Annotated in this window: 20 protein-coding genes; 2 read left to right on the forward strand and 18 right to left on the reverse strand. The window is 58.4% G+C overall.

Annotated features, from left to right (window positions below):
• Window positions 1-108: 108 nt before the first annotated feature.
• The 9 genes from ribF to I6N98_RS11720 all read right to left on the reverse strand — a co-directional run bounded on the left by ribF (window position 109) and on the right by I6N98_RS11720 (window position 10,514).
• Entirely contained in the window at window positions 109-1,041 is a 933-nt protein-coding gene (gene ribF, locus I6N98_RS11680; RefSeq protein WP_198568535.1) for a bifunctional riboflavin kinase/FAD synthetase, read from the reverse strand.
• 99 nt (window positions 1,042-1,140) lie between these two features.
• Entirely contained in the window at window positions 1,141-2,742 is a 1,602-nt protein-coding gene (gene murJ / locus I6N98_RS11685) for a murein biosynthesis integral membrane protein MurJ (protein WP_420496966.1), read from the reverse strand.
• Entirely contained in the window at window positions 2,735-3,346 is a 612-nt protein-coding gene (locus I6N98_RS11690; protein WP_198568536.1) for an NUDIX domain-containing protein, read from the reverse strand. The genes murJ and I6N98_RS11690 overlap by 8 nt, the downstream gene beginning before the upstream one ends.
• Window positions 3,346-4,362 carry an aspartate carbamoyltransferase gene (locus I6N98_RS11695; protein WP_198568537.1) on the reverse strand — a complete coding sequence of 339 codons (1,017 nt, stop codon included), beginning with the start codon at window positions 4,360-4,362 and terminating at the stop codon, window positions 3,346-3,348. Before I6N98_RS11695 ends, I6N98_RS11690 begins: the two co-directional genes overlap by 1 nt.
• Window positions 4,359-6,218, reverse strand: a complete 1,860-nt coding sequence (locus I6N98_RS11700) for an ABC transporter transmembrane domain-containing protein (protein WP_198568538.1) — start codon at window positions 6,216-6,218, stop codon at window positions 4,359-4,361. Before I6N98_RS11700 ends, I6N98_RS11695 begins: the two co-directional genes overlap by 4 nt.
• Before the next feature lie 47 nt (window positions 6,219-6,265).
• Entirely contained in the window at window positions 6,266-6,541 is a 276-nt protein-coding gene (locus I6N98_RS11705; protein WP_232787322.1) for a GIY-YIG nuclease family protein, read from the reverse strand.
• Window positions 6,538-7,968 (reverse strand): exodeoxyribonuclease I, encoded by a 1,431-nt coding sequence (gene sbcB, locus I6N98_RS11710; protein WP_198568539.1) that lies wholly within the window; start codon window positions 7,966-7,968, stop codon window positions 6,538-6,540. The genes I6N98_RS11705 and sbcB overlap by 4 nt, the downstream gene beginning before the upstream one ends.
• 47 nt (window positions 7,969-8,015) lie before the next feature.
• Complete coding sequence (locus tag I6N98_RS11715; RefSeq protein ID WP_198568540.1) at window positions 8,016-9,533, reverse strand: fumarate hydratase; 1,518 nt, start codon at window positions 9,531-9,533, stop codon at window positions 8,016-8,018.
• 222 nt (window positions 9,534-9,755) lie between these two features.
• Window positions 9,756-10,514 carry a hypothetical protein gene (locus tag I6N98_RS11720; protein WP_198568541.1) on the reverse strand — a complete coding sequence of 253 codons (759 nt, stop codon included), beginning with the start codon at window positions 10,512-10,514 and terminating at the stop codon, window positions 9,756-9,758.
• A gap of 247 nt (window positions 10,515-10,761) precedes the next feature.
• Here I6N98_RS11720 and I6N98_RS11725 point away from each other — a divergent pair, with 247 nt between their 5' ends.
• Complete coding sequence (locus I6N98_RS11725) at window positions 10,762-11,424, forward strand: urate hydroxylase PuuD (RefSeq protein ID WP_198568542.1); 663 nt, start codon at window positions 10,762-10,764, stop codon at window positions 11,422-11,424.
• Window positions 11,425-11,541: 117 nt separating this feature from the next.
• Here the strand turns inward: I6N98_RS11725 and I6N98_RS11730 are convergent, their stop codons facing one another.
• The 9 genes from I6N98_RS11730 to I6N98_RS11770 form a co-directional block, all read right to left on the reverse strand.
• Window positions 11,542-11,907, reverse strand: coding sequence for a CoA-binding protein (locus I6N98_RS11730; protein WP_198568543.1), 366 nt, complete (start codon window positions 11,905-11,907; stop codon window positions 11,542-11,544).
• Between the two features lie 114 nt (window positions 11,908-12,021).
• Window positions 12,022-12,570 (reverse strand): CC0125/CC1285 family lipoprotein, encoded by a 549-nt coding sequence (locus tag I6N98_RS11735; RefSeq protein ID WP_198568544.1) that lies wholly within the window; start codon window positions 12,568-12,570, stop codon window positions 12,022-12,024.
• A gap of 133 nt (window positions 12,571-12,703) precedes the next feature.
• Window positions 12,704-13,597 (reverse strand): D-hexose-6-phosphate mutarotase, encoded by an 894-nt coding sequence (locus I6N98_RS11740; protein ID WP_198568545.1) that lies wholly within the window; start codon window positions 13,595-13,597, stop codon window positions 12,704-12,706.
• A gap of 14 nt (window positions 13,598-13,611) precedes the next feature.
• On the reverse strand, window positions 13,612-14,286 hold the full coding sequence (locus I6N98_RS11745; RefSeq protein WP_232787323.1) for a class I SAM-dependent methyltransferase: 675 nt from the start codon (window positions 14,284-14,286) through the stop codon (window positions 13,612-13,614).
• 69 nt (window positions 14,287-14,355) lie between these two features.
• Entirely contained in the window at window positions 14,356-16,470 is a 2,115-nt protein-coding gene (locus tag I6N98_RS11750) for a CocE/NonD family hydrolase (protein WP_198568546.1), read from the reverse strand.
• A gap of 180 nt (window positions 16,471-16,650) precedes the next feature.
• Window positions 16,651-17,739, reverse strand: coding sequence for an NADH:flavin oxidoreductase (locus tag I6N98_RS11755; RefSeq protein WP_198568547.1), 1,089 nt, complete (start codon window positions 17,737-17,739; stop codon window positions 16,651-16,653).
• Window positions 17,740-17,893: 154 nt separating this feature from the next.
• Complete coding sequence (gene groL / locus I6N98_RS11760; RefSeq protein ID WP_198568548.1) at window positions 17,894-19,546, reverse strand: chaperonin GroEL; 1,653 nt, start codon at window positions 19,544-19,546, stop codon at window positions 17,894-17,896.
• A 53-nt stretch (window positions 19,547-19,599) separates the two neighbouring features.
• Window positions 19,600-19,890 carry a co-chaperone GroES gene (locus tag I6N98_RS11765; RefSeq protein ID WP_198568549.1) on the reverse strand — a complete coding sequence of 97 codons (291 nt, stop codon included), beginning with the start codon at window positions 19,888-19,890 and terminating at the stop codon, window positions 19,600-19,602.
• A 246-nt stretch (window positions 19,891-20,136) separates the two neighbouring features.
• On the reverse strand, window positions 20,137-20,637 hold the full coding sequence (locus I6N98_RS11770; protein WP_198568550.1) for an FxsA family protein: 501 nt from the start codon (window positions 20,635-20,637) through the stop codon (window positions 20,137-20,139).
• A gap of 148 nt (window positions 20,638-20,785) precedes the next feature.
• Between I6N98_RS11770 and I6N98_RS11775 the strand changes: the two genes are divergently transcribed.
• On the forward strand, window positions 20,786-21,787 hold the full coding sequence (locus I6N98_RS11775) for a phospholipase A (protein WP_198568551.1): 1,002 nt from the start codon (window positions 20,786-20,788) through the stop codon (window positions 21,785-21,787).
• The last annotated feature ends 5 nt before the right edge of the window (window positions 21,788-21,792 follow it).

Below are 21,792 nucleotides of genomic sequence, written 5' to 3' on the forward strand. Positions count from 1 at the left end.
TCGCGGTACGGGCTGTCATGTACCTTTTTGTTTCGTCACGTTATTTAGTTGCGTTGGTGTCGTACCGTTAGGGGGCGGTGAGTCGTGCCAAGTTAATCCTGTTGAAAACTAATCTGGTTGAAAAAAGCGCCGGGCGGTATCGATATCGCGATTGATTTGCTCCCGCAGCGCATCAATACCGTCGAACTTGATCTCGTTACGAATCTTTTTGCGGAATATCACCCGCAAGTTGCGACGGTAAAGATCCTCGCTGAAATCCAGCAAGTGCACTTCCAGTATCGCCGTGGACAGATCGCCAATAGTGGGGCGCACGCCCACATTGGCCACCCCTGGACGAAGCCGCTCTCCGGCCCCCTCCACTTCCACTGCGAACACCCCGGACAGCGGCGAACGCAAGCGGCGCAATTGCAGGTTCGCGGTGGGCGCGCCAATGGTACGTCCCAGTTGCTGCCCCATCATCACCCGGCCGGAAATGCTGTAGGGCCGACCCAACAGGCGTTCTGCCAACTCGAAGTCCCCCTGCCCCAGTACCTCGCGAATGCGCGTACTGCTGACACGTTCACCCTGAATTTCCAACGTGGAGGTATCCATGACTTCAAAGCCATCGCGGACGCCAAAACGACGCAACAGGGCAAAATCACCGCTGCGATCCCGGCCAAAGCGCAGGTCGTCCCCCACCACGATAAACTTGGCCCCCAAGCTCTCTACAAACAGCGAGGTGATAAACTCATCGGCGCTCATATTGCGCAGCCGCGGCGTAAAGCAAATCCGCACCACGCGATCGATGCCCAAGTCGGCTATGGCCTCAAACTTCTCCCGGAAGCTCATCAGCCGCGGCGGCGCGTTCTCCGGAGAAAAATATTCCCTGGGCAGAGGCTCAAACAGCACCACCGTGGAGGGCAGCCCCATTTCCCGGCCCTTGTCCACCAGTTGCTTCAGTACCGCCTGGTGGCCGAGATGCACGCCATCAAAGGCCCCGATGGTCGCAACGCAACCTCGGTGACGGGGTCGAAAATTGTGGAAACCGCGGATTAGCTCCATGCCAGCCATCTGCCATCGACAAAGCGCGTGATTATAGCTTAGTCAACTAGCTGACAAAAATGCTTGTTGGCCACTAAGACGCAATTGCGGGCCAATTGCCTAGGATAGACCACGGAAATCCCGCAATCTCACGCCCATCATCACCAGCACGCCACCGTAGACCACAGCACCGGCGGCGCACAGCATCAGCAGGCGCCAGGCCCGGTGCCAGGCCGTCAACGCGCTGAGATCGCCCAACCACAGGGTACCGGCCACCAGCAGCAGCACCATGGCCGAGACCGCAACTAAAGCCCGCAGCCAGAATAGTCCCCAACCGGGTTGAAACGAATAGGCCTCCCGCTGCAACAAACCCCGCAGCAGCAACATAGCATTCAGCCACGCCGAGCCCGAGGTCGCCAGGGCCAGCCCCACATGCCCCAGCTGGTAGTAGTGATGCAGGGGCAGCACAAAGGCCAGGTTAAGGACCATATTGGCCACCATGGCGATGATGCCAATCTTAACCGGCGTGCGGGTATCCTGACGGGCAAAGAAGCCCGGTGCCAACACTTTGATCAACATAAAAGCCACCAGCCCTAGGCTGTAGGCCTGTAGGCTGTAGACCGACATCCCCACATCGTCAGCCTTAAGCTCGCCGTACTGAAACAGCGTCACCAGGATGGGCTGAGCCAACACCATCAACGCGGCGGCCGCTGGTAGCGCCAGCAACAGTACGCTGCGCAGCCCCCAATCCAAAGTTCGGGCAAAGGCCTGCTGATCTGACCCAGCTTTGTGGCGAGACAAGCTGGGCAGAATCACCGTGCCGATGGCCACCGCAAACACCCCCAGTGGCAGCTCCATCAAACGGTCGGAGTAATACAGCCAGGAAATACTGCCGGTGGGCAAAAAGGACGCCAGTACCGTGTCCAGCAGCAGGTTAATCTGGCTGACCGACACCCCAAACAGCGCAGGGATCATCAATGTAAGGATGCGTTTTACACCTTCGTCCTGCCAATCCCAGCGCGGTCTGGGTAGCAAGTGCAGACGCTGAAGAAACGGCAAGGGGAACAGGAACTGCACCACCCCGGCCATCAGCACGCCCCAGGCCAGGGCCATTGCCGGCTCATCAAAGTACGGCGAGAAAAACACCGCCGCGCTGATCAAGCAGAGGTTGAGCAGCACCGGTGTCAGCGCGGGGATGGCAAAGCGGCCGTAGCTGTTGAGAATAGCGCCGGCAAAGCCGGTCAGGGAGATCAACATTAAATAGGGAAAGGTGATGCGGATCATCTCCACGGTCAGCCCGTATTTCAATGGATCGCCGTGAAAGCCCGGGGCGAACAGCAAGGTAATCACTGGCGCACCCACCACCGCCAGCGCCGTTACCAATATCAATACACCGCCCAGCGCCCCCGCTACCCGATCCAGTAGCGCTCGCACCGCGGCGTGACTGCCCTTCTCCCGGTACTCGGACAGCACCGGCACAAAGGCCTGGGAAAAGGCCCCTTCGGCAAACAGACGACGGAGAAAATTGGGAATTTTAAAGGCGACAAAAAAGCAGTCGGCATTGCTGGTGGCACCAAGGAAAAAGGCGATCACCACATCCCGTACCAGCCCCAACACCCGGGACAACATGGTCAGGCTGCTTACCACCAGACTGGAGCGCAGCAGCCCACCGGCGGCGGCTTTAAGGGTAGGCTCCCCCGCTTGTTTCTCGACCTCAGTCACTCCACTGCTGCCTGATGCGGTGGCGATTGGACCGCAACCACTGCAGTGCAATCACGGTGTGGGCGTTGTCGATATGGCCCTCATTCAGCAAGGATTCGGCCTGCTGGAAGGAAAACACCCGGGCGCGGATATCCTCCCCCTCCTCCGGCAAACCGTACAGACCACCGGCGCCTTCCAGCGAGGCATGGCCCAAGTAAAGGTAGAAGTATTCGTCGCTGGCGCCGGGTGATGAGTAGTACTGGGCGATGTTCTCCAGCTCGCCAATATGGATACCCGCTTCCTCCAGAGCCTCCCGGCGGGCCACGGATTCAGGTGACTCGTCCTTGTCGATCAACCCTGCCACCAGCTCCGTCAGCCAGGGGCCGTCGGTGCGGGCCAGGGCTCCAATCCGAAACTGCTCCACCAACAAAACTGCATCCAAGCCCGGATCGTAGGGCAGCACACCTACCGCCGGCGGGCGCACAAACAACTCCCGATTGATCTGCTTGCCCCAACCGCCGGCGAACAACTTGTGGCGCAATGACAGAGCTCGCAGTTTGAAAAAGCCCCGCCATACCGTACGGTCGTCATCGACTTCCACGTCGTCCCGACTAAACAGTCCCATCAGAAGCGTCTCTCGGTATACCAGTTGACGTCCCGGGCGGATTTATCAATCTGCTCCACCACATCCAGAGTCAGTGCGAACAGCGCCATCCGCACCAGCACGCCGTTATCAGCTTGGCGGAAGATTGCCAAGTTGGGGTTGTCGTTCAGATCGTTGTCCAGCTCGTTGGCCTCCTGCCTGGAGTCCCTGGGCAAAGGGTGCATAATCACCGTATTGGGCTCGCAAAAGCGGGTGTAGATCGACTGATTCAGGCGATAGCGGCCTCGGTACAGATCGGCGTCAGCCTTGCTGGAAAAACGCTCCTCCTGAATGCGGGTGGAATAGGCGATATCGACGTTGGAAATACTGGTTTCCATGCTTTCTGACTCCACCACCACATGCCCGGCCTCACAGAGCTGCTCGACGATACCTTCCGGCATTTTCAGCTCCGCTGGCGAAATCAGCGCCACCGTCACGTTGCGATACTGGCACAGCAGTTTGCACAGGGAGTGCACGGTGCGGCCGTATTTCAGGTCGCCAATCATGGCGATGCGCAGGCCATCGATATCGCTGCGCCCCTGATGCTGCAGTTCTTTTTTGATGGTGTACAAATCCAGCAGTGCCTGGCTGGGGTGCTCATTGGCGCCGTCACCGCCGTTCATCACCGGCACTCGGCTGGCGGCGGCAAACTCCGCCACCGAGCCGGAGGCCGGGTGGCGCATCACAATCACATCGCTGTAGCCACTCAGCACCCGGGCGGTATCGTAGAGCGACTCGCCCTTGGCGATGGCAGAGCTTTCAAAACCGGTGGTTTCCCGCACCTCGCCACCCAGTAAATTAAAGGCGCAACCAAAGCTGACCCGAGTCCGGGTGGAGGGTTCGAAGAACATATTGCCGAGAATGGCACCGTCCAGCACCTTGGTAACCCGCTGGCGGTGGGCATAGGGAATCATGCGATCCGCGACCGAAAAAATCGTCTCGATATCGCCCCGCTCAAACTGCTCGATAGACAGAATATGGCTGCCGGCAAATTTCATTGTGCTATCTCACTATCAATCGCTTGCCCGTCAACGGGTGCGCCATCATCAAATTGTAGACTTGCCCACCTCGCATAGAGCGGCGATGACTGTAAAAGTTCGCTGTGGCGGCCCTGGGCGACCAGTTGGCCGCGATCCAGTACCGCAATTTTATCCACATTGACCACGGTGGCCAGCCGGTGGGCAATAACCAGACTGGTGCGCCCGGCCATCAACCGCTCCAGCGCTTTCTGCACCTGGTACTCACTCTCGGCATCCAGGGCGCTGGTTGCCTCATCCAACAGCAGTATGCGGGGGTCTGCCAGTATCGCCCGGGCAATGGCAATACGCTGGCGCTGACCGCCGGACAAGCGGATACCGCCCTCCCCGACAAAGCTGTGGTAGCCCTCTGGCAGTTGGCTAATAAAGTCATCGGCAAAGGCCGCCACCGCCGCTCGGCGGATCGCTTCATCAGAGGCCTGAGGGTCGCCGTAACGAATATTGTCTGCCACAGTGCCGGTAAACAGCACCGGTTGTTGGGGGACCACGGCGATCTGCTGCCGCAGAGACGCCAACGACAGTGCACGGATATCGACACCATCCAGGCATATTTGCCCGTCCTGAACATCGTAAAAGCGCAGCAACAGATCAAACAGGGTCGATTTGCCGGCACCGGAACTCCCCACCAGGGCAACGCTGGTGCCCGGCTCTGCCACCAGTGACAGGCCATCGATGGCCGGGTGCTCGGGGCGAGACGGGTAACAAAAACGCACCCGATCGAAGCTCAGTCGCCCTGTCACGGGTTCGCTCAGTTCAGTGGGCACATCGGGATCGGTGACCAGATTATCCGCGGTCAGCAGCTCCAGCAGCCGCTCGGTAGCACCGGCGGCGCGCTGAAGGTCGCCGTAGACTTCGGAAATAGCCCCGACTGAGGCCGCCACCATCACCGCGTAAAAAACAAAGGCCGCCAGCTCGCCACCGCTGATGCGTCCCGCCAGCACATCGTGGCCACCCACCCACAGCATGGCGGTCACCGCCCCCAGCACCAGTACAATGACTGCTGTCGACAGCCAGGCGCGCTGGTTAATTCGACCAATGGCCACATCGAAGGCCGACTCGACGTGGCGATCAAAGGCCTCCCGATCGAGCTGCTGGTGATTGAAAGCCTGCACCATTTTGATGTTCTTCACCGCCTCGCCAACAAAACTGCCAACACTGGCCAGCTTGTCCTGACTCGTGCGGGACAGACGCCGCACCCGGCGGCCAAAAAACAATATCGGCACTACCACCAGCGGCACGCTGAGCATCACCATCGCGGTGAGTTTGGGGTTAGTGACAAACAGCAGAATCACGCCACCCACAAACATCAGCAGATTGCGAAGGGCAATAGAGACCGAGGAACCGATCACGGTTTGCAGCAAGGTGGTATCAGTGGTGATCCGCGACTGAATATCGCCGCTGAGGTTGGTCTCAAAAAAGCCGGGGTGAAGATCCACCACGTGGGCAAATACCGCTTTGCGCAGATCCGCACTGACGCGCTCGCCGATCCAGGACACCAGATAAAAACGGGTAAAGGTGCCGATGGCCAGCAGCAGGATCATTACCGCAAACAGCAGCAAAGACTGGTTAAGCATTTGTGGATTGGCGCCGCTGGCAAAACCGCGATCCACCAGCAGCCGCAGGCCCTGACCTATGGACAGGGTAATCCCCGCCGTGAGCACCAGCGCGATACTGGCACCCAAGACCTGCAGGCGATAGGGGCGAAGGAAGTCCAGCATGGCCCGCAGCACACCGAGATTGCGGCTCTTTGCCGGAGCCGCCGGCGGGGTGTTGTCCCGCTCAGAATCTATATCACTTGCCGGATGTGCCTGCGTCATAATGCCCTCAAATTGCTGGGCGCATTATGGCGCCTCTGACCACCCAATCAAACTGGCTGACGACGATTTTGCTGGGCAATTAATTGCATTTTTTCTGTGCGCCGCAGTTTTTTTATCGCCGCCTCCCGGCGCGATGCCGCCGAGCGATCCGCCGCGGCTTCAATAAACACAATGGCGACGGGCGGATCACCGCGAAAAAAACGCGCCCCTCGACCACCTTCGCCGCTGTGCTCACGCAGACGCCGCTCGGGGTCGGTGCTGATGCCAGTGTACAGGCGGCCACTTTGGCTCTGCACCATGTACACCCACCAGGATGGGCTCACAAGCCTTCCTGCTCCAGCGCGTCGGCGTAGTTGGCCAGGTCCTGGAGCAGTTGCAATCGCCCTTCCCGGGTTTCTTCTTCCGCCAGCGCCATAATCCGTTCACGAAAGCTGGCAAAGCCCAGTGAGCCCGGCGGCGGCTGGCGCAGACGCTGGCGGCAGAAACGCAACCAGCGCTGGCGCTCCTCGTCGTTCAAACTGGTGGGGTAGTTTCGCGCCCGGTAGCGCCACAGCAGCTCCGGCAGGCGTTCGTCGTCAAAGCGAAAGTGTTTGGCAGCCAACTCCTCCGGACCACTGCGACGCACCGCGTCGATCTGTTTGCGGTCGGCGTCGCCAAAAAACCCGTCGTAAAGCATAACGTCGGGGTCGTCTTTGGCCTCAAAACTGCGCTGGCTGTAGAGGGTGGCCAGTTTGTCGGCCAGCCCCGGCGCGTCCCGCAGCTGCCGCCAGTGGCGACGACAACGGTCCATATCGATCTGCAAGCGCTCCGCCGCTCCGCCCTCCAACAATTTAGCAGTCGCCACCATGGGCGAGCGATTGAGATGAATTTCCTTAAGGGGAATGCGCTCAACCCCTTCGGGCAAATCGGCGCTGGCGGTAAACAAGCGCGCCGCCACGTCTTCGGCGCTCAGTTCAATCAAGGGCGTCGGATCGACACTCAGGTCGTAAACTACCACGCTGTTTTTATTGCTGGGGTGCGGTGCCAACGGCATCATCAGCGCCGAACAAAACCGTGACGCCGGCAGGCGGCCGGAGACGTGCAATACCGGCACCTGACTCTGGGTATCCAGCAATTGGGCAACCCGGCGCTTGTCCCGCAGCTCCAGCGCATAGTCGAATAATTTGGGCTGCTTATCCCGAATCAAACGAGCCAGGTCGATAGTGGCATACACATCCGACAGGGCATCGTGGGCGGCCTCGTGGCTGAGGCCATTGGCGGCGGTCAGCTCTTCCAGCTTAAAGCTGGGGGTGCCGTCCTCCCGCTGAGGCCAGGTGATTCCCTCGGGGCGCAGGGCATGGCACAGCCGCACCACATCGATAAGATCCCACCGGGAGTTACCATTGCGCCACTCTCGGGCATAGGGATCAAAGAAGTTGCGGTAGAGCGTGTAGCGGGTGACTTCATCGTCAAAACGGATGCTGTTATAGCCGGCACCGCAAGTTCCCGGCTGGGACAGCTCGGCGTGTATCGCAGCGATAAACTCCGCTTCCGGCAGGCCGTCCATCAGTGCCTGTTGCGGGGTGATACTGGTGATCAGGCAAGCCTCGGGATGAGGCAAAAAATCCGGCGTGGGACGACTGAAGATCACCAGCGGTTCGCCAATCACATTCAGCTCGGCATCGGTGCGGATGCCGGCAAATTGCGCGGGGCGATCCACCGCCGGGTTGGCGCCCCAGGTTTCGTAGTCGTGCCAGTAAAAACTCTGCATAAAGGATTGGGCCGGGCGCTTGCATGGCGCGCCGGCCCCAGGCTGCCTTAGGCGACGTCGATCGCCTGCTCTTCAATTTTGGCCTGCCAGATCTGCGGGCCGATTTTGTGGACTGACTCACCATCGGTGTCCACCGCCACCGTTACCGGCATATCTTCGACGGTGAACTCGTAGATGGCCTCCATGCCCAACTCGGGGAAGGCCACAACTTCGGCTTTTTTGATGGCCTGAGCCACCAGATACGCTGCACCGCCAGTGGCCATCAGGTAAACCGCTTCAAACTCTTTGATGGCCTCAATCGCGGCGTCGCCCCGCTCCGATTTGCCGATCATGCCCATCAGGCCGGTCTCAGCCAGCATGGTGCGGGTGAACTTGTCCATCCGGGTGGCGGTGGTGGGGCCAGCCGGACCCACCACCTCATCCCGGACCGGATCAACCGGCCCAACGTAATAAATAAAGCGCCCCTTGAGGTCCACCGGCAGGGTCTCGCCCTTGGCCAGCATATCCACCATTTTCTTGTGGGCGGCGTCGCGGCCAGTCAGCATTTTGCCGTTGAGCAGCAGCGTGTCGCCGGGCTTCCAGGTTTTGATCTCGTCAGCGGTAACGGTGTCCAAATTAACACGTTTGACGTTGCCGCCGACTTCCCGGGTCACCTCGGGCCACTCCTCCAGCGAGGGCGGTTTGAGGGCGGCCGGGCCACTGCCATCCAGCGTGAAGTGAGCGTGGCGAGTCGCCGCACAGTTGGGGATCAGGGCCACGGCTTTGTTGGCGGCGTGGGAGGGATAGTCTTTCACTTTGACGTCCAGGACTGTGGTCAGACCACCCAGGCCCTGTGCACCGATGCCCAGTTTGTTGACCTTTTCGTGCAGCTCCAGGCGCAGCTCTTCAGCGCGATTTTCGGCACCTTTCTTTTGCAGGTCGTGGATATCAATGGGATCCAGCAGTGCCTCTTTGGCCAACATCATGGCCTTCTCTGCCGTGCCGCCAATACCGATGCCCAGCATGCCCGGCGGGCACCAACCGGCGCCCATGGTGGGTACCATTTTCAATACCCAGTCCACCACCGAGTCGGAGGGGTTGAGCATGGCGAATTTGGATTTGGCCTCACTGCCACCGCCCTTGGCGGCAACGTGCACTTCCACTTCGTCACCGGGCACGATTTCGTAGTGAATCACCGCCGGGGTATTGTCTTTGGTATTGCTGCGGGCACCGTCGGGGTCGGCCAGTATAGACGCACGCAGCACGTTGTCCGGCAGGTTGTAAGCGCGGCGCACCCCTTCATTGACCATGTCGGTGACCGACATCTGCGCATCCCACTGGATATTCATGCCCACTTTCAAAAATACCGTCACAATGCCGGTGTCCTGGCAGATGGGACGATGGCCCTCGGCACACATCCGCGAGTTAATCAGGATTTGCGCCATGGCGTCTTTGGCTGCGGGGTTTTGCTCTTTTTGGTAGGCCTCGTCCACCGCCTTAATAAAGTCGACAGGGTGGTAGTAAGAGATATATTGCAGGGCGTCGGCGACGCTTTGAATCAGATCATCTTGCCGAATAACGGTCATGGGCCTCTCCTGGAAGCAATGCTGCGATGCACACCGGGCAGTGCGCATCACGAAAGAAACGGGGGGCGGTGGGTTTGGGCTCTGTCGGTCCGTGCACTCAGTCACCCTGAGAAGACTATTCTCCCCGGGAAGAATGCCGAACGGGCCCATTAGCCGCCGACTCGGCGCGCAAGTATACCTCAGCGCGCCGGGGCCGGGCCACTCGTCAGCACTAATGTCCTATCAGGGCGCGGGGCTGCCGCTGTGGTATTGGGTGACGGTTTGTCGCAGCGCTTCCAGCTCGCGATTGACCTGGCGGCGGAAGGCGTTGACCGAATCCAGCCACTCCTCGCTCTGCGCCATGCGGGTTTCCAGTTCTTTGACCCGGGCATCCAGACTGCCGCCGGCAGTCAGCTGTTTGTTCACATCCAGCAGGGTTTTGCGGTTGACCTCGGCCTGGGCGATAACCCGATCCAGCTTGCCAGACATCGACTCCCGACTCTCGCTGTCTTTCTTGAACTGTTGCAGTGCCGCGCTGAGTTGTTTGTCGTTGCTACTGGCCTTGCTCTCCAAAGACGACAGGCGCTTGCCGTATTTGTCCAGCTCCGTGTCGTGCTCAGCCAACTCGGCTTTCTGCTTTTTCCAAACGTTGTCCCACAGCTTGCGGATTTCGCTGTCCAGTTCCTTCAACTTGACCTGGGTCGTCACACTATTTTCTTCCAGGCTATCATCCGCCGCCGATAAGCGCTGCTCCAACGCCTCCAGTCGATCCTGGCTACTCAGCAATTGGGCTTGTGCCATCGTGAGTTGTTGATAGAGGTAGTAGCAGGCACCGCCCAGACCGATGACCAACACGGCCAGCAGGAACAAGGCCGTTCCCCCGCCACCACTGCTATTTGGATTTGCCTTAACCGGTGGGCTGTTTTTTTCTTTACCACGCTGAGCAATCTCATCGTCATCCAGGGACAGGGAGATTTTCGGTTCCTCTCTCTCTTTACTCACAGCAATCCTTCCAGTCAATTGAACAATGGGGAAATATAACGGGGCGCGCGGCATTATGACAGTGCCGCGTAATCATGCCTGTTGGCACTACCGTACAGAGACAGCAGAGCAGGCGGCAAGTGCCCCACCCTGCTATACTCTTTCGGCGCGCCAACCAGCCTGCCCGCGAGCCTAGACGGCAAGACCTGGTGGCGTCAGAGCAACATACACAACCAACTACAAGCTACACTTTGAGGGGGACTTGCCCATGGATGCCTATATCTCACTGGACCTGCTGTTTCGCTGGCTACACGTTTTGTTTGGCGTGACCTGGATCGGCCTGCTGTACTACTTTAACTTTGTGCAAACTGAATACTTCAAAGAAGCCGAGCCCAGCGCCAAGGCTGACGCGGTGCAAAAGCTCGCCCCCCGGGCATTGTGGTGGTTCCGCTGGGGTGCCATGTTCACCTTTATTACCGGCCTTGCCCTGCTGCACTTCACCATGCAGCGCGGCCTCAACGGCTACATCATTATCGGCGCCGTGATGGGCACCCTGATGTTCCTCAATGTGTGGCTGATTATCTGGCCCAACCAAAAGATCGTTTGCGGCATCAAGCCCGGTGACGCCGCCAAGGCGGCGCCCAAAGCCGGCTTGGCATCCCGCACCAACACCCTGTTCTCTGCCCCGATGTTGATCGGCATGATCGGCTCTTACCACGGTTCAGGCAATGCCGCAGCAGCCGAGCTGGGCGGTGCGGCCGCCGGTGGCTTCAGCTTTAGCCTGGGCCTATGGATTTGCCTCGGTCTCATTGCCCTGTTGGAACTCAACGCCATATTTGGCAAGACCGGCCCCATGACTACGGTAGTTGGCGTGGTACACAGCAGCATTGCCCTGGCGGCAGTAATGTTGGGCCTACTGCAGTTCGTGTAATAGATCGAAGTACGCGCTACAAGAAACGAAAAAGGGAGCCATTGGCTCCCTTTTTTATACCAGTTGTTTTTCCGACAACTTTATTCCACAACTTTATTCGGCAAGGCTTCTACCACGCTAAAACTGATCGGTGCGCAGCAGCACCAAGGTACAAGCCTCTTCAATGTCGATACCCGCCTCTTCCAATGCCGGGTAGGCCGCTGGCGCCTCTGCCCCAGGATTAAAAATCACCCGGCGCGGCGCCAGCTTCACCAGGTGGCCAATAAGAGGCAGTAGATGTGATTCCCGCATATACACGGTAACGGTATCGGCCGGTACAGTTATCTCGTCGACATCTTTTACGCAGTCGATGCCGTCAATCTGGGCGTGGTAGGGATTGACCGGGACCACCTTGTGGCCATACTCCCCAAGCATTTTGATGGCCTTATGGGAATAGCGGTCCACCTTGGGGCTGGCGCCCAGCACCACAACCGTTTCCGACATATCAATACGCCTCGCAAATGGTCCAAAAAAAACAGGGCGCCTAACTGGGAAAGCGCCCCGCTTCGACAGTCACCTTTTTAACACAGCAATGTTTATTGCCGGGTTAATAGATGATTAATTATCGCGCTGTCCCATCCAGCGGCGCAAGGTCGAGGCCAGTTCTTGGGCATCATAGGCCTCGGCATCATCCGGCATGGGGTCGTTGCCCAATTTGATTTCGATGGATGACTGATAGGAGGTGCGGGTTGTGGAGGAGGCCACGCCACCGGACAGTCGCGTCGGTGAGTCGTAGACCACGGTATCACAGCTCAACAGGCCACAGCGCTGGTACACCCGAGTACCACCAAAATCATTCACCCCTGAGATGGAGGTGCTGGTCCGGCTTTTGGACTCGTTATCCCGGGCAACCAAGCGGAACCAATCGTAGCCTTCCTGCAGGGTCAGTTCAGCGGCGCGCAACAGCGCATAATCACTCACCGTCTCTTTGTCGGTCACCGAGTTACCGGTAAATGTAATGCGGTAGCGATCCTTGCCCAGTTGCGTTTCGGTATAGCCATATCCACCGCGTTTTTCTGCGGCTTGGTACTGGGTGGCGCTGCTGCAAGCCACCAGAACCCCGCTCAATAACAAGGTTAAGATTGTCGATACTCTCATCATTCTCATGGTCGTCTCCTCTGAGTTGGCTCAGAATGTAAGTAGTTTTACGTACTACCTATGCTACGGATCAGAGCTGAACTCAAACTTAACGACGCACCACATTAGGGCCGGCAGACATTAGTGCCCGCCGACAGCGGGGTCACACCACAAGGCCACGCCCCTTGTCAGACACCGACATAAGCGCCTCCCAGCGGTGGCCTGGTGCCAAGGTCTGGGCGTCATCAAAGGCAATGCCGCGCTCCAGACAAACAAACTCACTAAAGTGACTGCCGACATCGGCAAGGCTATCATTACCGGGATTCCAGATAATGGCGGTATCACAGCCACGCCCCGCCACGTATCTCGGCGCGAGCTTGTCGGTCAGTCGCTGTTCGCCACCCAAGCCCGGAAAGACCTTGTCCACCTCCTTGCCGAACACCAGTGCCTCGCGCTGATGCCCCCGCTGCAAATCGCGGGTATTGTCCAGATACTCGGCCTGGTCGATGCCCTCGATACGGGTATTGGCCAGGGAGTTCACCGCAAAGTAGCTGTGCATGGCAAAGCTCAGCGGCATGGGCGTCTCATCGAGATTTTCGATACTGAGTTCCAAAACAAGATTGTTCGACAAGCGATACTGAATCTCGGCCCTAAAGCGCCAGGGAAACAGCACCAGATCCGCCTCCGTCGACGCGTATTCAAAGCGCAGGCACACCGCCTGATCGATCCTGTCGACGACCACCAGATCCCAATCGCGCAGTCGACAGAACCCGTGTTTGGGCAGACTGTCCCCCGATTGATGGCGACCGAACCAGGGCAGACACAGCGGAATACCTCCGCGAATGGCACTACCCGATGCAAACTGAGCCAGCGGGCTGAGCCACAGCCATTCTTCACCGCCCTGGGGCTGGAAAGACAGCAATTGCGCACCCTGATGCGACACCACAGCACGACACAGATCCGTGGTCACCGCGGTGCAGGGCAGCGCCGTATCGCCGCCGAATACCTCTCCGCTTGTCGTGGACTGAACCTCCTTGCCGCTGAAATCCGACGGCATGGCGAAACCCCGCTCTATTTGATGAGACGCAGCATTTCGGTTGCGCCCTTTTGGAATTGGTAGGGAACCTTGGCCATCTCTGCATTGATGCCCGCATCGGCCAATGTTCGCATGACCACCGGCAGGTGACTGGAGACCTTCCCGTCCTCTGCAAGCAGCGGATAGACCCTGACCTCAGTGGCGACTCGGCTTAGCTCCAACAGCGCTGCGATATGTTGGTCGACCCCAACCTGCTCGCTGTAGGCAAACAGAAGATGGGAGCACACCGCTAGATCAAACTCATCGTCATCAAAAGGCAGCGAGGGCAGACTGGCATCGATGTAGCGGCCCGCGTCTCTGCCAGCGTCAAAGTCCTCCAAAAAGGCATTCATCGCCGACATGCGGATTGACCCCAAATGGCTGGGGTTCTTGAAGGTCGTCCACTGGTAATTGCCGGGCTTTTGCGCCACCTGGGCCAGCAAGCCGGGATAGACGCGCTGCACCCGGCTGCGAATCGCCGAAGCGGAGAACTGGTACATGGGGTCCACCGATACCACCCGCCCGCCGTGGCGGCTGAGTTCGGCATTAAAGCTGGCCGGGCCGTCCCCGGCACCGAGGATACGACGCTCCAGGTCGCTGTCGGCCAGGGCGAACATGGCCCGATACTCAGCAAGAGAACGGCCCCATGGGACGACGGAAGAGATTTCCATATTGCCCCCGTGAATCGTAACTGCGCAAGGCCGGCAGTATATCGCCTGCCCGGCTCTGTCGGCTACCGCTTAGGGCAAACGCTGTATCGCCAGCTCCGGGCTGCGCTCAAATTGGGGCTGCCCATCACTGCCCACCGCATACAGAGGCAAGCGCACCTGAGCGCTGAGATTGACCGCTGGCAATGACACATCCCGGGAGAAAGACGTCAGGTACTGGGGGTGGAAACCACTGACCCACAAACCCAGCTGGTCCCCGGCGGTCAGGCGCTCCGCCACACCCACCAAGTCGGTGGCGGGGTGCTCGCCGAGCCCTCGCACTGGCGTCATTTGGTCATCCAGTACTTGCCAATCGCCCTCGCCGCGTTTCACCGCCAAACCGACCAGCAAAATACTGTCACAGCCGGTGCGCAGTGTCGGCAAGGTCGCACTGTCACAAACGATATCGTTAATCTGCTGTGGTGTAGTTACGGTGGCATCGACCTGGGGAATGCCGGCAACGATGAGCCCGTTGTTGTCCTGCACCTCAAGCAGCGGTGCTATCATCGCCGCCTGACCGGCCAGGTGGGCCACTTCTGCTTCCGCGCCGTGAACAATGGCATCAAGTTGGATGCCGTCAAAAGCTGATAGCGCAGGGCCGGGTTGAACGCCCTCTCCCCGGGCGGCCTTAAACTCTGACTCGGGAATCCTCACCGCATCATCGTCAGCCAGTGACAGGCACAAACTGTCGTCCGCCAGTGCCGGCAGCGCCGGGCGGCCCCGGAGCTTCTCATCAAACCACGCCAGTTGGGCTTGGCGCTGATCCAGATCACCACATGCAAACTTGCCGCCCGGAGCCTGAAAATACAGGGGGTCCGGCGTCTCGCCGATAAATCCAGAGATGATATGGCCCGATTCATGGGTGATCAGCCTAACCTCAGCATCGGAACCGGCAGCGCGCTGACTCAGGCATTGGTAGTTCCACCAGGCATCATTGAAATTAAACAAGGTATCGCGGATGCCTTGGGTCAACAGGATATCCACCCCCGGCTGGCCGGTGTAGGTATTGCTGCCAGGCATCTCCACAAAGCCGGTCACAGTCGTATTGAGATCACTGGGCGCAGCCTCGTAGGGCATGGTGGCCTGTCCATTTAACTCACACCAATAGCTGGGGCTATGGTAGGTGAACCAGTCCAGCGCATCCCGCGGAATTTCATTGAGAGCCAGGCCCCGCGCCAGGGTTTCGACCAGATAGGGGTCTAGGCCCCGGGACAACGGAGAATCGGCGTTTTCAAAACCTGGGGGATAGCTGCCGCCCTGCCCCCCTGCCGTCAACAGCAGTACCCAAGTCGCCTTAATAACGTCACCGGGGTTGAGGCTGTAAGGCAAATGGTGCCAGGTTATATCCGGCACCATGGCATCCAGGCGCTGTTTCTCGTCAACGCCGTGCAGTAAGAGCTGATAGCCACCACCGTAACTGGAACCAATACTGCCGGTCAGCAGATTTACCCCACCGGGACTACTTTCGCCGCTGGCAGGGCGCGGGGCAAAATCACCACTGGATTCATCCCGCCAAGCTAGGTAATCGAGGTTCTGCTCGGCCCAGTCCAGAATCTGCAGCAAGTCCAGACCCTCAAAATCCGGGTCCATCACCCGCACCGTGCCACTGCTGTCACCAAAGCCACGCTGATCAATACTGATCACGGTGTAATTGGAAGCAACTAGGTCCGCGATCCCAGTACTTTGGTATTCGCCTCCAGTATCGCTGACCCTGGCGCCACCAAAACCGTGGCCCTGCAGCACCAAGGGATGTGCCCCTTGCTCTCGCTGACCACACTGAATGACCGCTGGCTCAAATACTTCAAAGCTGATGCGCTCGCCACTGGCCGACTGTAACTCAACCTGATAGTGCTCGCCGGCCACCCGGCTTGCCGAGCTGGCGCCGCAGGCGGCATTTAATTCATTGGGGCCACAGCCTTGTTCGTCGACCTCCGCACCCGGCTCTGAGGCCGCACAACGATCCTCGCCATCAACAATGCCATCGCCATCGCTGTCCCGGGTTACGGCGGGGCCATCATTATTACCGCCATTGCCGTTGTTACTGCTGGAGCTACTTGATGAAGAGCCACCGCAGGCTGCCAGTGCAGTCACAGTGAGTAAAAGAAGCAGGCACTTGAGTGCGCCACGCCGGATCGGAAAGGTATTCATAACGGCCTACCTGATAGCATTTATTATTTGTGGCGGTGGTGCTGACCTTTACCCGAGGTCAGTACCACCATCCTCGCCATCGAATACGTCGTAGGGGGCGTAATCGATGTGCAATACAGCTTTAATGTTTTCAACTACAACATTAAAGCCCGTCTATTGCAATACCGCGCCCGGGGGAGGCTATTCCGTGATGGTTTCTTCTTTTTGGACCAAGCCAAACTGCTCCAAGTAAGTCATAAATGGCGGCGTCACCCCTTGTTTCTCTAGGTGAGATACCGGCGCCGGCATGGCCGTGGGCTGAAAATCTGGATTGGCCTGCAACTGAGCGGGAAAATCGTGATCAACGATCGCGGCCCGGCCTAAGAAGACAAAGTCGGCACCCAGTGCCAGGCACTTCTCTGCCTCTTCAGCACTGCGGACCTTGCCCGCTGCACCAATACGGGTACCGTGTCTGGGCAGCGCGGCGAATTGCTCCAACATGGTGGGCCCGCTGTCTTGACCGTGGGGACGCTTGAAAACATCCCACAAGGACAGGTCAATGTAGTCCAGCTTTTGCGAGGCAAACAGAGCTTTTACCAACGCTATTGTCTCGTCGAATTTTATGCCAAAACGCTCCGCCGACAGCCGTAAGCCCAGCTGAAACTGATCGCCACAGCGCTCCCGAATACCGTCGATAATCTGCCACAACATGCGCGCCCGATTTTCCGCTGAGCCCCCATACTGGTCAGTACGCTGATTTACTTCCGGGCTCAAGAACTGGCCAATCAAGTAACCGTGGGCACCGTGCAGTTCCACGCCGTCAAACCCTGCCCGTTCGGCGCGCTCTGCGGCGGTAACAAAATCCTCTATGGCCGCGTCCACCTCATCTGCGGTCATCGCTACAGCGCCAAATTCCTCATTGTCAGAGGGACATACCGGCGCTTGTCCAATCAACTCTGCTGGTGCCCGCATACCCGCGTGATGAAGCTGCACCACCGCCCGGCTGTCATACTCCGTGATGCCACTGGCCAATCGAGTCAGGCCCGGCAAGTGATCGTCGGAGAAAATCCCCAGTTGCCCGGGGAAACCCTGGCCACAGGCCTGCACATGGGCGGCACAGGTCATGGTTAGGGCAAAGCCGCCCTTGGCGCGCAGGGTCAGCCAGTGGTACTCGGCGTCGCTGAGGGTGCCATCGGCGTTGCTCTGACCATTAGTCAGTGGCGCCAGTGCAATACGGTGGGGCATGGCTTTGCCCCGGGGCAGGCTCAGGGGCTCAAACAGGTGTGACATAAGCGTCTCTCGTCTCTAACAACAATCCGTAATCGGTATTGGCAGTGGGAGTCATCCGGGCAGAGTTGGGATTCTACCGGCATTTTTGATGGAGCAAAAAAAAACCCGCACTTGAGGTGCGGGGTTTTCTGGCTAAGGCCTGGGTGGGAGCAGCTTACATCATGCCGCCCATACCGCCCATGCCGCCCATGCCGCCCATGTCTGGCATGCCGGCGCCGCCTTCGTCGTCCTTCGGCGCGTCGGCGATCATGCACTCGGTGGTGATGATCAGACCAGCCACAGAACCGGCCGCCTGCAGAGCAGTACGAGTCACTTTGGCGGGATCCAGGATGCCCATTTCCATCATGTCGCCGTATTCGCCGTTGCCAGCGTTGTAACCGAAGTTACCTTCACCGGAGCGGACTTTGTCCAGTACCACAGAGGCTTCGTCACCGGCGTTGGTCACGATCTGGCGCATGGGAGATTCCAGCGCGCGCAGCGCGGCGTTGATGCCGGCCAGTTGGTCCTCGTTGTCACCTTCGACGGCGCCCATGTTGGCAATTGCGCGAACCAGCGCCACACCACCACCGGGAACCACGCCCTCTTCAACCGCAGCGCGAGTCGCGTGCAGGGCGTCTTCAACCCGGGCCTTCTTCTCTTTCATTTCGATTTCAGTGGCTGCGCCAACTTTGATGACGGCAACACCGCCAGCCAGTTTGGCTACGCGCTCTTGCAGTTTTTCGCGGTCGTAGTCAGAGCTGGTGTTCTCGATCTGAGTGCGGATCTCGCCAACCCGGGCTTCGATGGCTGCACCTTCGCCAGCACCGTCAACAATCACGGTGTTCTCTTTGTCCATGGTGACGCGCTTGGCCGTACCCAGGTGATCCAGAGTGGCTTGCTCCAGATCCAGACCCACTTCCTCAGAGATCACGGTACCGCCAGTCAGGATAGCGATGTCCTGCAGCATGGCTTTGCGGCGATCACCGAAGCCAGGTGCTTTACAGGCGGCGACTTTAACGATGCCGCGCATAGTGTTAACCACCAAGGTTGCCAGTGCTTCGCCTTCCACGTCTTCAGCCACAATTACCAGCGGACGGCTGGCCTTAGCCACGTTTTCCAGCAGCGGCAGCAGCTCGCGGATGTTGGAGATTTTCTTATCAACCAACAGGATGAAGGGGTTGTCGTGCTCAACACTCATGTTGTCAGAGTTGTTGATGAAGTAGGGAGACAGGTAGCCGCGGTCAAACTGCATACCCTCAACCACGTCCAGCTCGTTCTCCAGACCTTGGCCTTCCTCAACGGTGATAACACCTTCTTTACCGACTTTTTCCATCGCTTCGGCGATGATTTGGCCGACGTGACTGTCGCTGTTGGCAGAGATAGTGCCGACTTGAGAAATCATTTTGCTGTCTTCACAGGGGATAGACAGTTTTTTCACTTCTTCCACAGCGGCGGCAACGGCTTTGTCGATACCGCGCTTGATATCCATGGGGTTCATACCCGCGGCAACGGCTTTCAGGCCCTCGTTAACAATGGACTGGGCCAGAACGGTTGCTGTGGTGGTACCGTCACCGGCGTCGTCAGAGGCTTTAGAGGCAACCTCTTTCACCATCTGGGCGCCCATGTTCTCCAGCTTGTCTTCCAGCTCGATTTCCTTGGCCACAGACACACCGTCTTTAGTGACGGTGGGGGCACCGAAGGACTTGTCCAGAACCACATTGCGGCCCTTGGGACCCAGAGTCACTTTTACGGCGTTCGCCAAGGTGTTAACGCCAGCTACCATACGCTGACGGGCTTCGTTGCCAAATACTACGTCTTTTGCTGCCATGATCTTTTAACCCTTTATTTGTTCGTTGATTCAGAAAACTGATTCGAGGCGGCTTAGCCTTCGACGACACCGAAAATTTCGGACTCGTTCAAAATGATCACCTCTTCACCGTCCAACTTGACGGAGTTACCGGAGTACTGACCAAAGATCACGTTGTCGCCAACTTTTACGCCAACCGGGCGCAGCTCACCGTTTTCCAGCAATTTGCCATCGCCCACAGCCAACACTTCACCCTGGTTCGGCTTCTCTTTGGCGGAACCGGGCAGCACGATACCCCCTGCGGTCGTTTGCTCTTCTTCGTTGCGACGAACCACAACGCGGTCGTATAAGGGACGAATCTTCATTTCCATCAATCTCCATTAAATCAATGACTTGGATTGTTATTTGGCCGGCAATTCCGGCGCGATCAGGCGGCAAAGCCACCGACCAAACCCCGTTCCGCGGAGAAGGCGCGCCGCGGGTGCGGTGCGGGTTCCCTGGATTGGGATACATTGCAATCCCACGGTCACGGCACAAACCGATGTGACCCGCCGTGGGCTGCTCCTGTAGATGGGGCTGGGGAAAAGCTTTTCAAGAGAAAAAATGAAAATTTATTCTTCTTTTTTGTACTCGCCTTCAATGGTGACGTGCTCGCCCCCATCTCCGGGCTGTCCACCCCGGGGCCGTCCACCCGGGGGCTGTCCACCTCGAGGGGGACGGGTGTGGCCCTGCATCGTGGAGAATCCCGCTCCGCCCACTTGCACCACGCCACTGCGCAGTACCTGTGCTGCCATGGCCTTGCGGGTAAAGGGCAGCAGACAGCAGAAACCAATGACATCGGTGATAAAACCGGGGGTCAGCAGCAGCGCCCCGCCCACCGCCAGCATCAGGCCTTCCAGTATTTCGCTAGCCGGCACCTGGCCGCTGTCCAGGCGGGCCTGAGCTCTGGTTAGCGTCGACAAGCCCTGCTGTTTGAGCAGGGCCGCACCAATAACCGCCGTCAACAGCACCAAACCCACAGTGGGCAAAGCACCGATGACCGACCCGACCTCAATGAGAACCCACATCTCGAGAACGGGGAGGATAATGAACAGGGAGAACAACAAACGCATAAGCTACTCTGGCCGGCTTTAAACAATATCTTGGGGCTAGGACCATAAAATCAATGCGGCGCTCCGCAAATCGGGGCGAACTAGGCTAAAATCGGCCGCCGAGTCGTCACTCTACCCACAGAACCCGCAAACTATGGAGACCGCCAACGTGCCAATTCGCCAATTGCTCATCGCGTTTTGTGCGTTGTTTAGCCTTGTGGCCAGGGCTGCCGACTCCGTCGCCATGGCCGAGTGCCTCAGCTTGGCGGCTCAATCGGCGGATGACAAGACCACTGTTGGCGAACTCCGGAGTCACTGCGAGCGCCGCCTGACAGAAGCCCAAGCCAACGCGGCGATAACGAACGGGGCCGAAATTGGCCCCGGGGTAGTCGTTGAGCGCTCCAGCTTGGAGCGCTATGCCGAAGACAACCCGTTTGTCCTCACCCCCCACCGCACCAACTACGTGCTACCCATATCCTACCGGGATCACATTTCGGACTTTGGCGATAATCTGGCAGGGAAATCCGAGGAGATCGATCATTTCGAGTTGGAGTTCCAGCTCAGCATCAAGGTCAAGGCCTGGGATCACATCTTCCGAGAGGGCAATCATCTCAGTATCGCCTATACCAATCGCTCTTTCTGGCAGGCCTACAACGACGACGCCTCCAAGCCCTTCCGGGAAACCAATCACGAGCCAGAGATCATCTTCAATGTTGCCAGCGACTGGAAGATCGGCCAGCTCAGCAACGTCGCCAATCAGCTGATTATCAACCACCAGTCCAATGGTCGCAGCGACCCTGAATCCCGCAGTTGGAACCGTATAATGCTCAACATGGTGTTCGAGCGAGGTCGCTGGGCGATGTCTTTTAAGCCCTGGTATCGCCTTCCTGAAGAAGCAAACGATGACGACAACCGGGATATAGAGCACTATATGGGCAACTTTGAGTGGATGAGCATCTACTCCTGGCGCCAGCGCACCCTGAGCATTCTGCTGCGCAACAACTTGCGCAGCGACAACAAAGGTGCCGTGGAGTTGGGCTGGAGCTTCCCGATAAACAAGCGGGTCAAAGCTTACGTAAAGTATTTTAACGGTTACGGCGAAAGCCTGATCGAATACAACAAGGCCGTCGAAAGTATCGGCATCGGTGTGCTGATCAGCGACTGGCTATAACCCTC

Origin of the sequence: Spongiibacter nanhainus, assembly GCF_016132545.1 — a bacterium.
GTDB classification, from domain to species: domain Bacteria; phylum Pseudomonadota; class Gammaproteobacteria; order Pseudomonadales; family Spongiibacteraceae; genus Spongiibacter; species Spongiibacter nanhainus.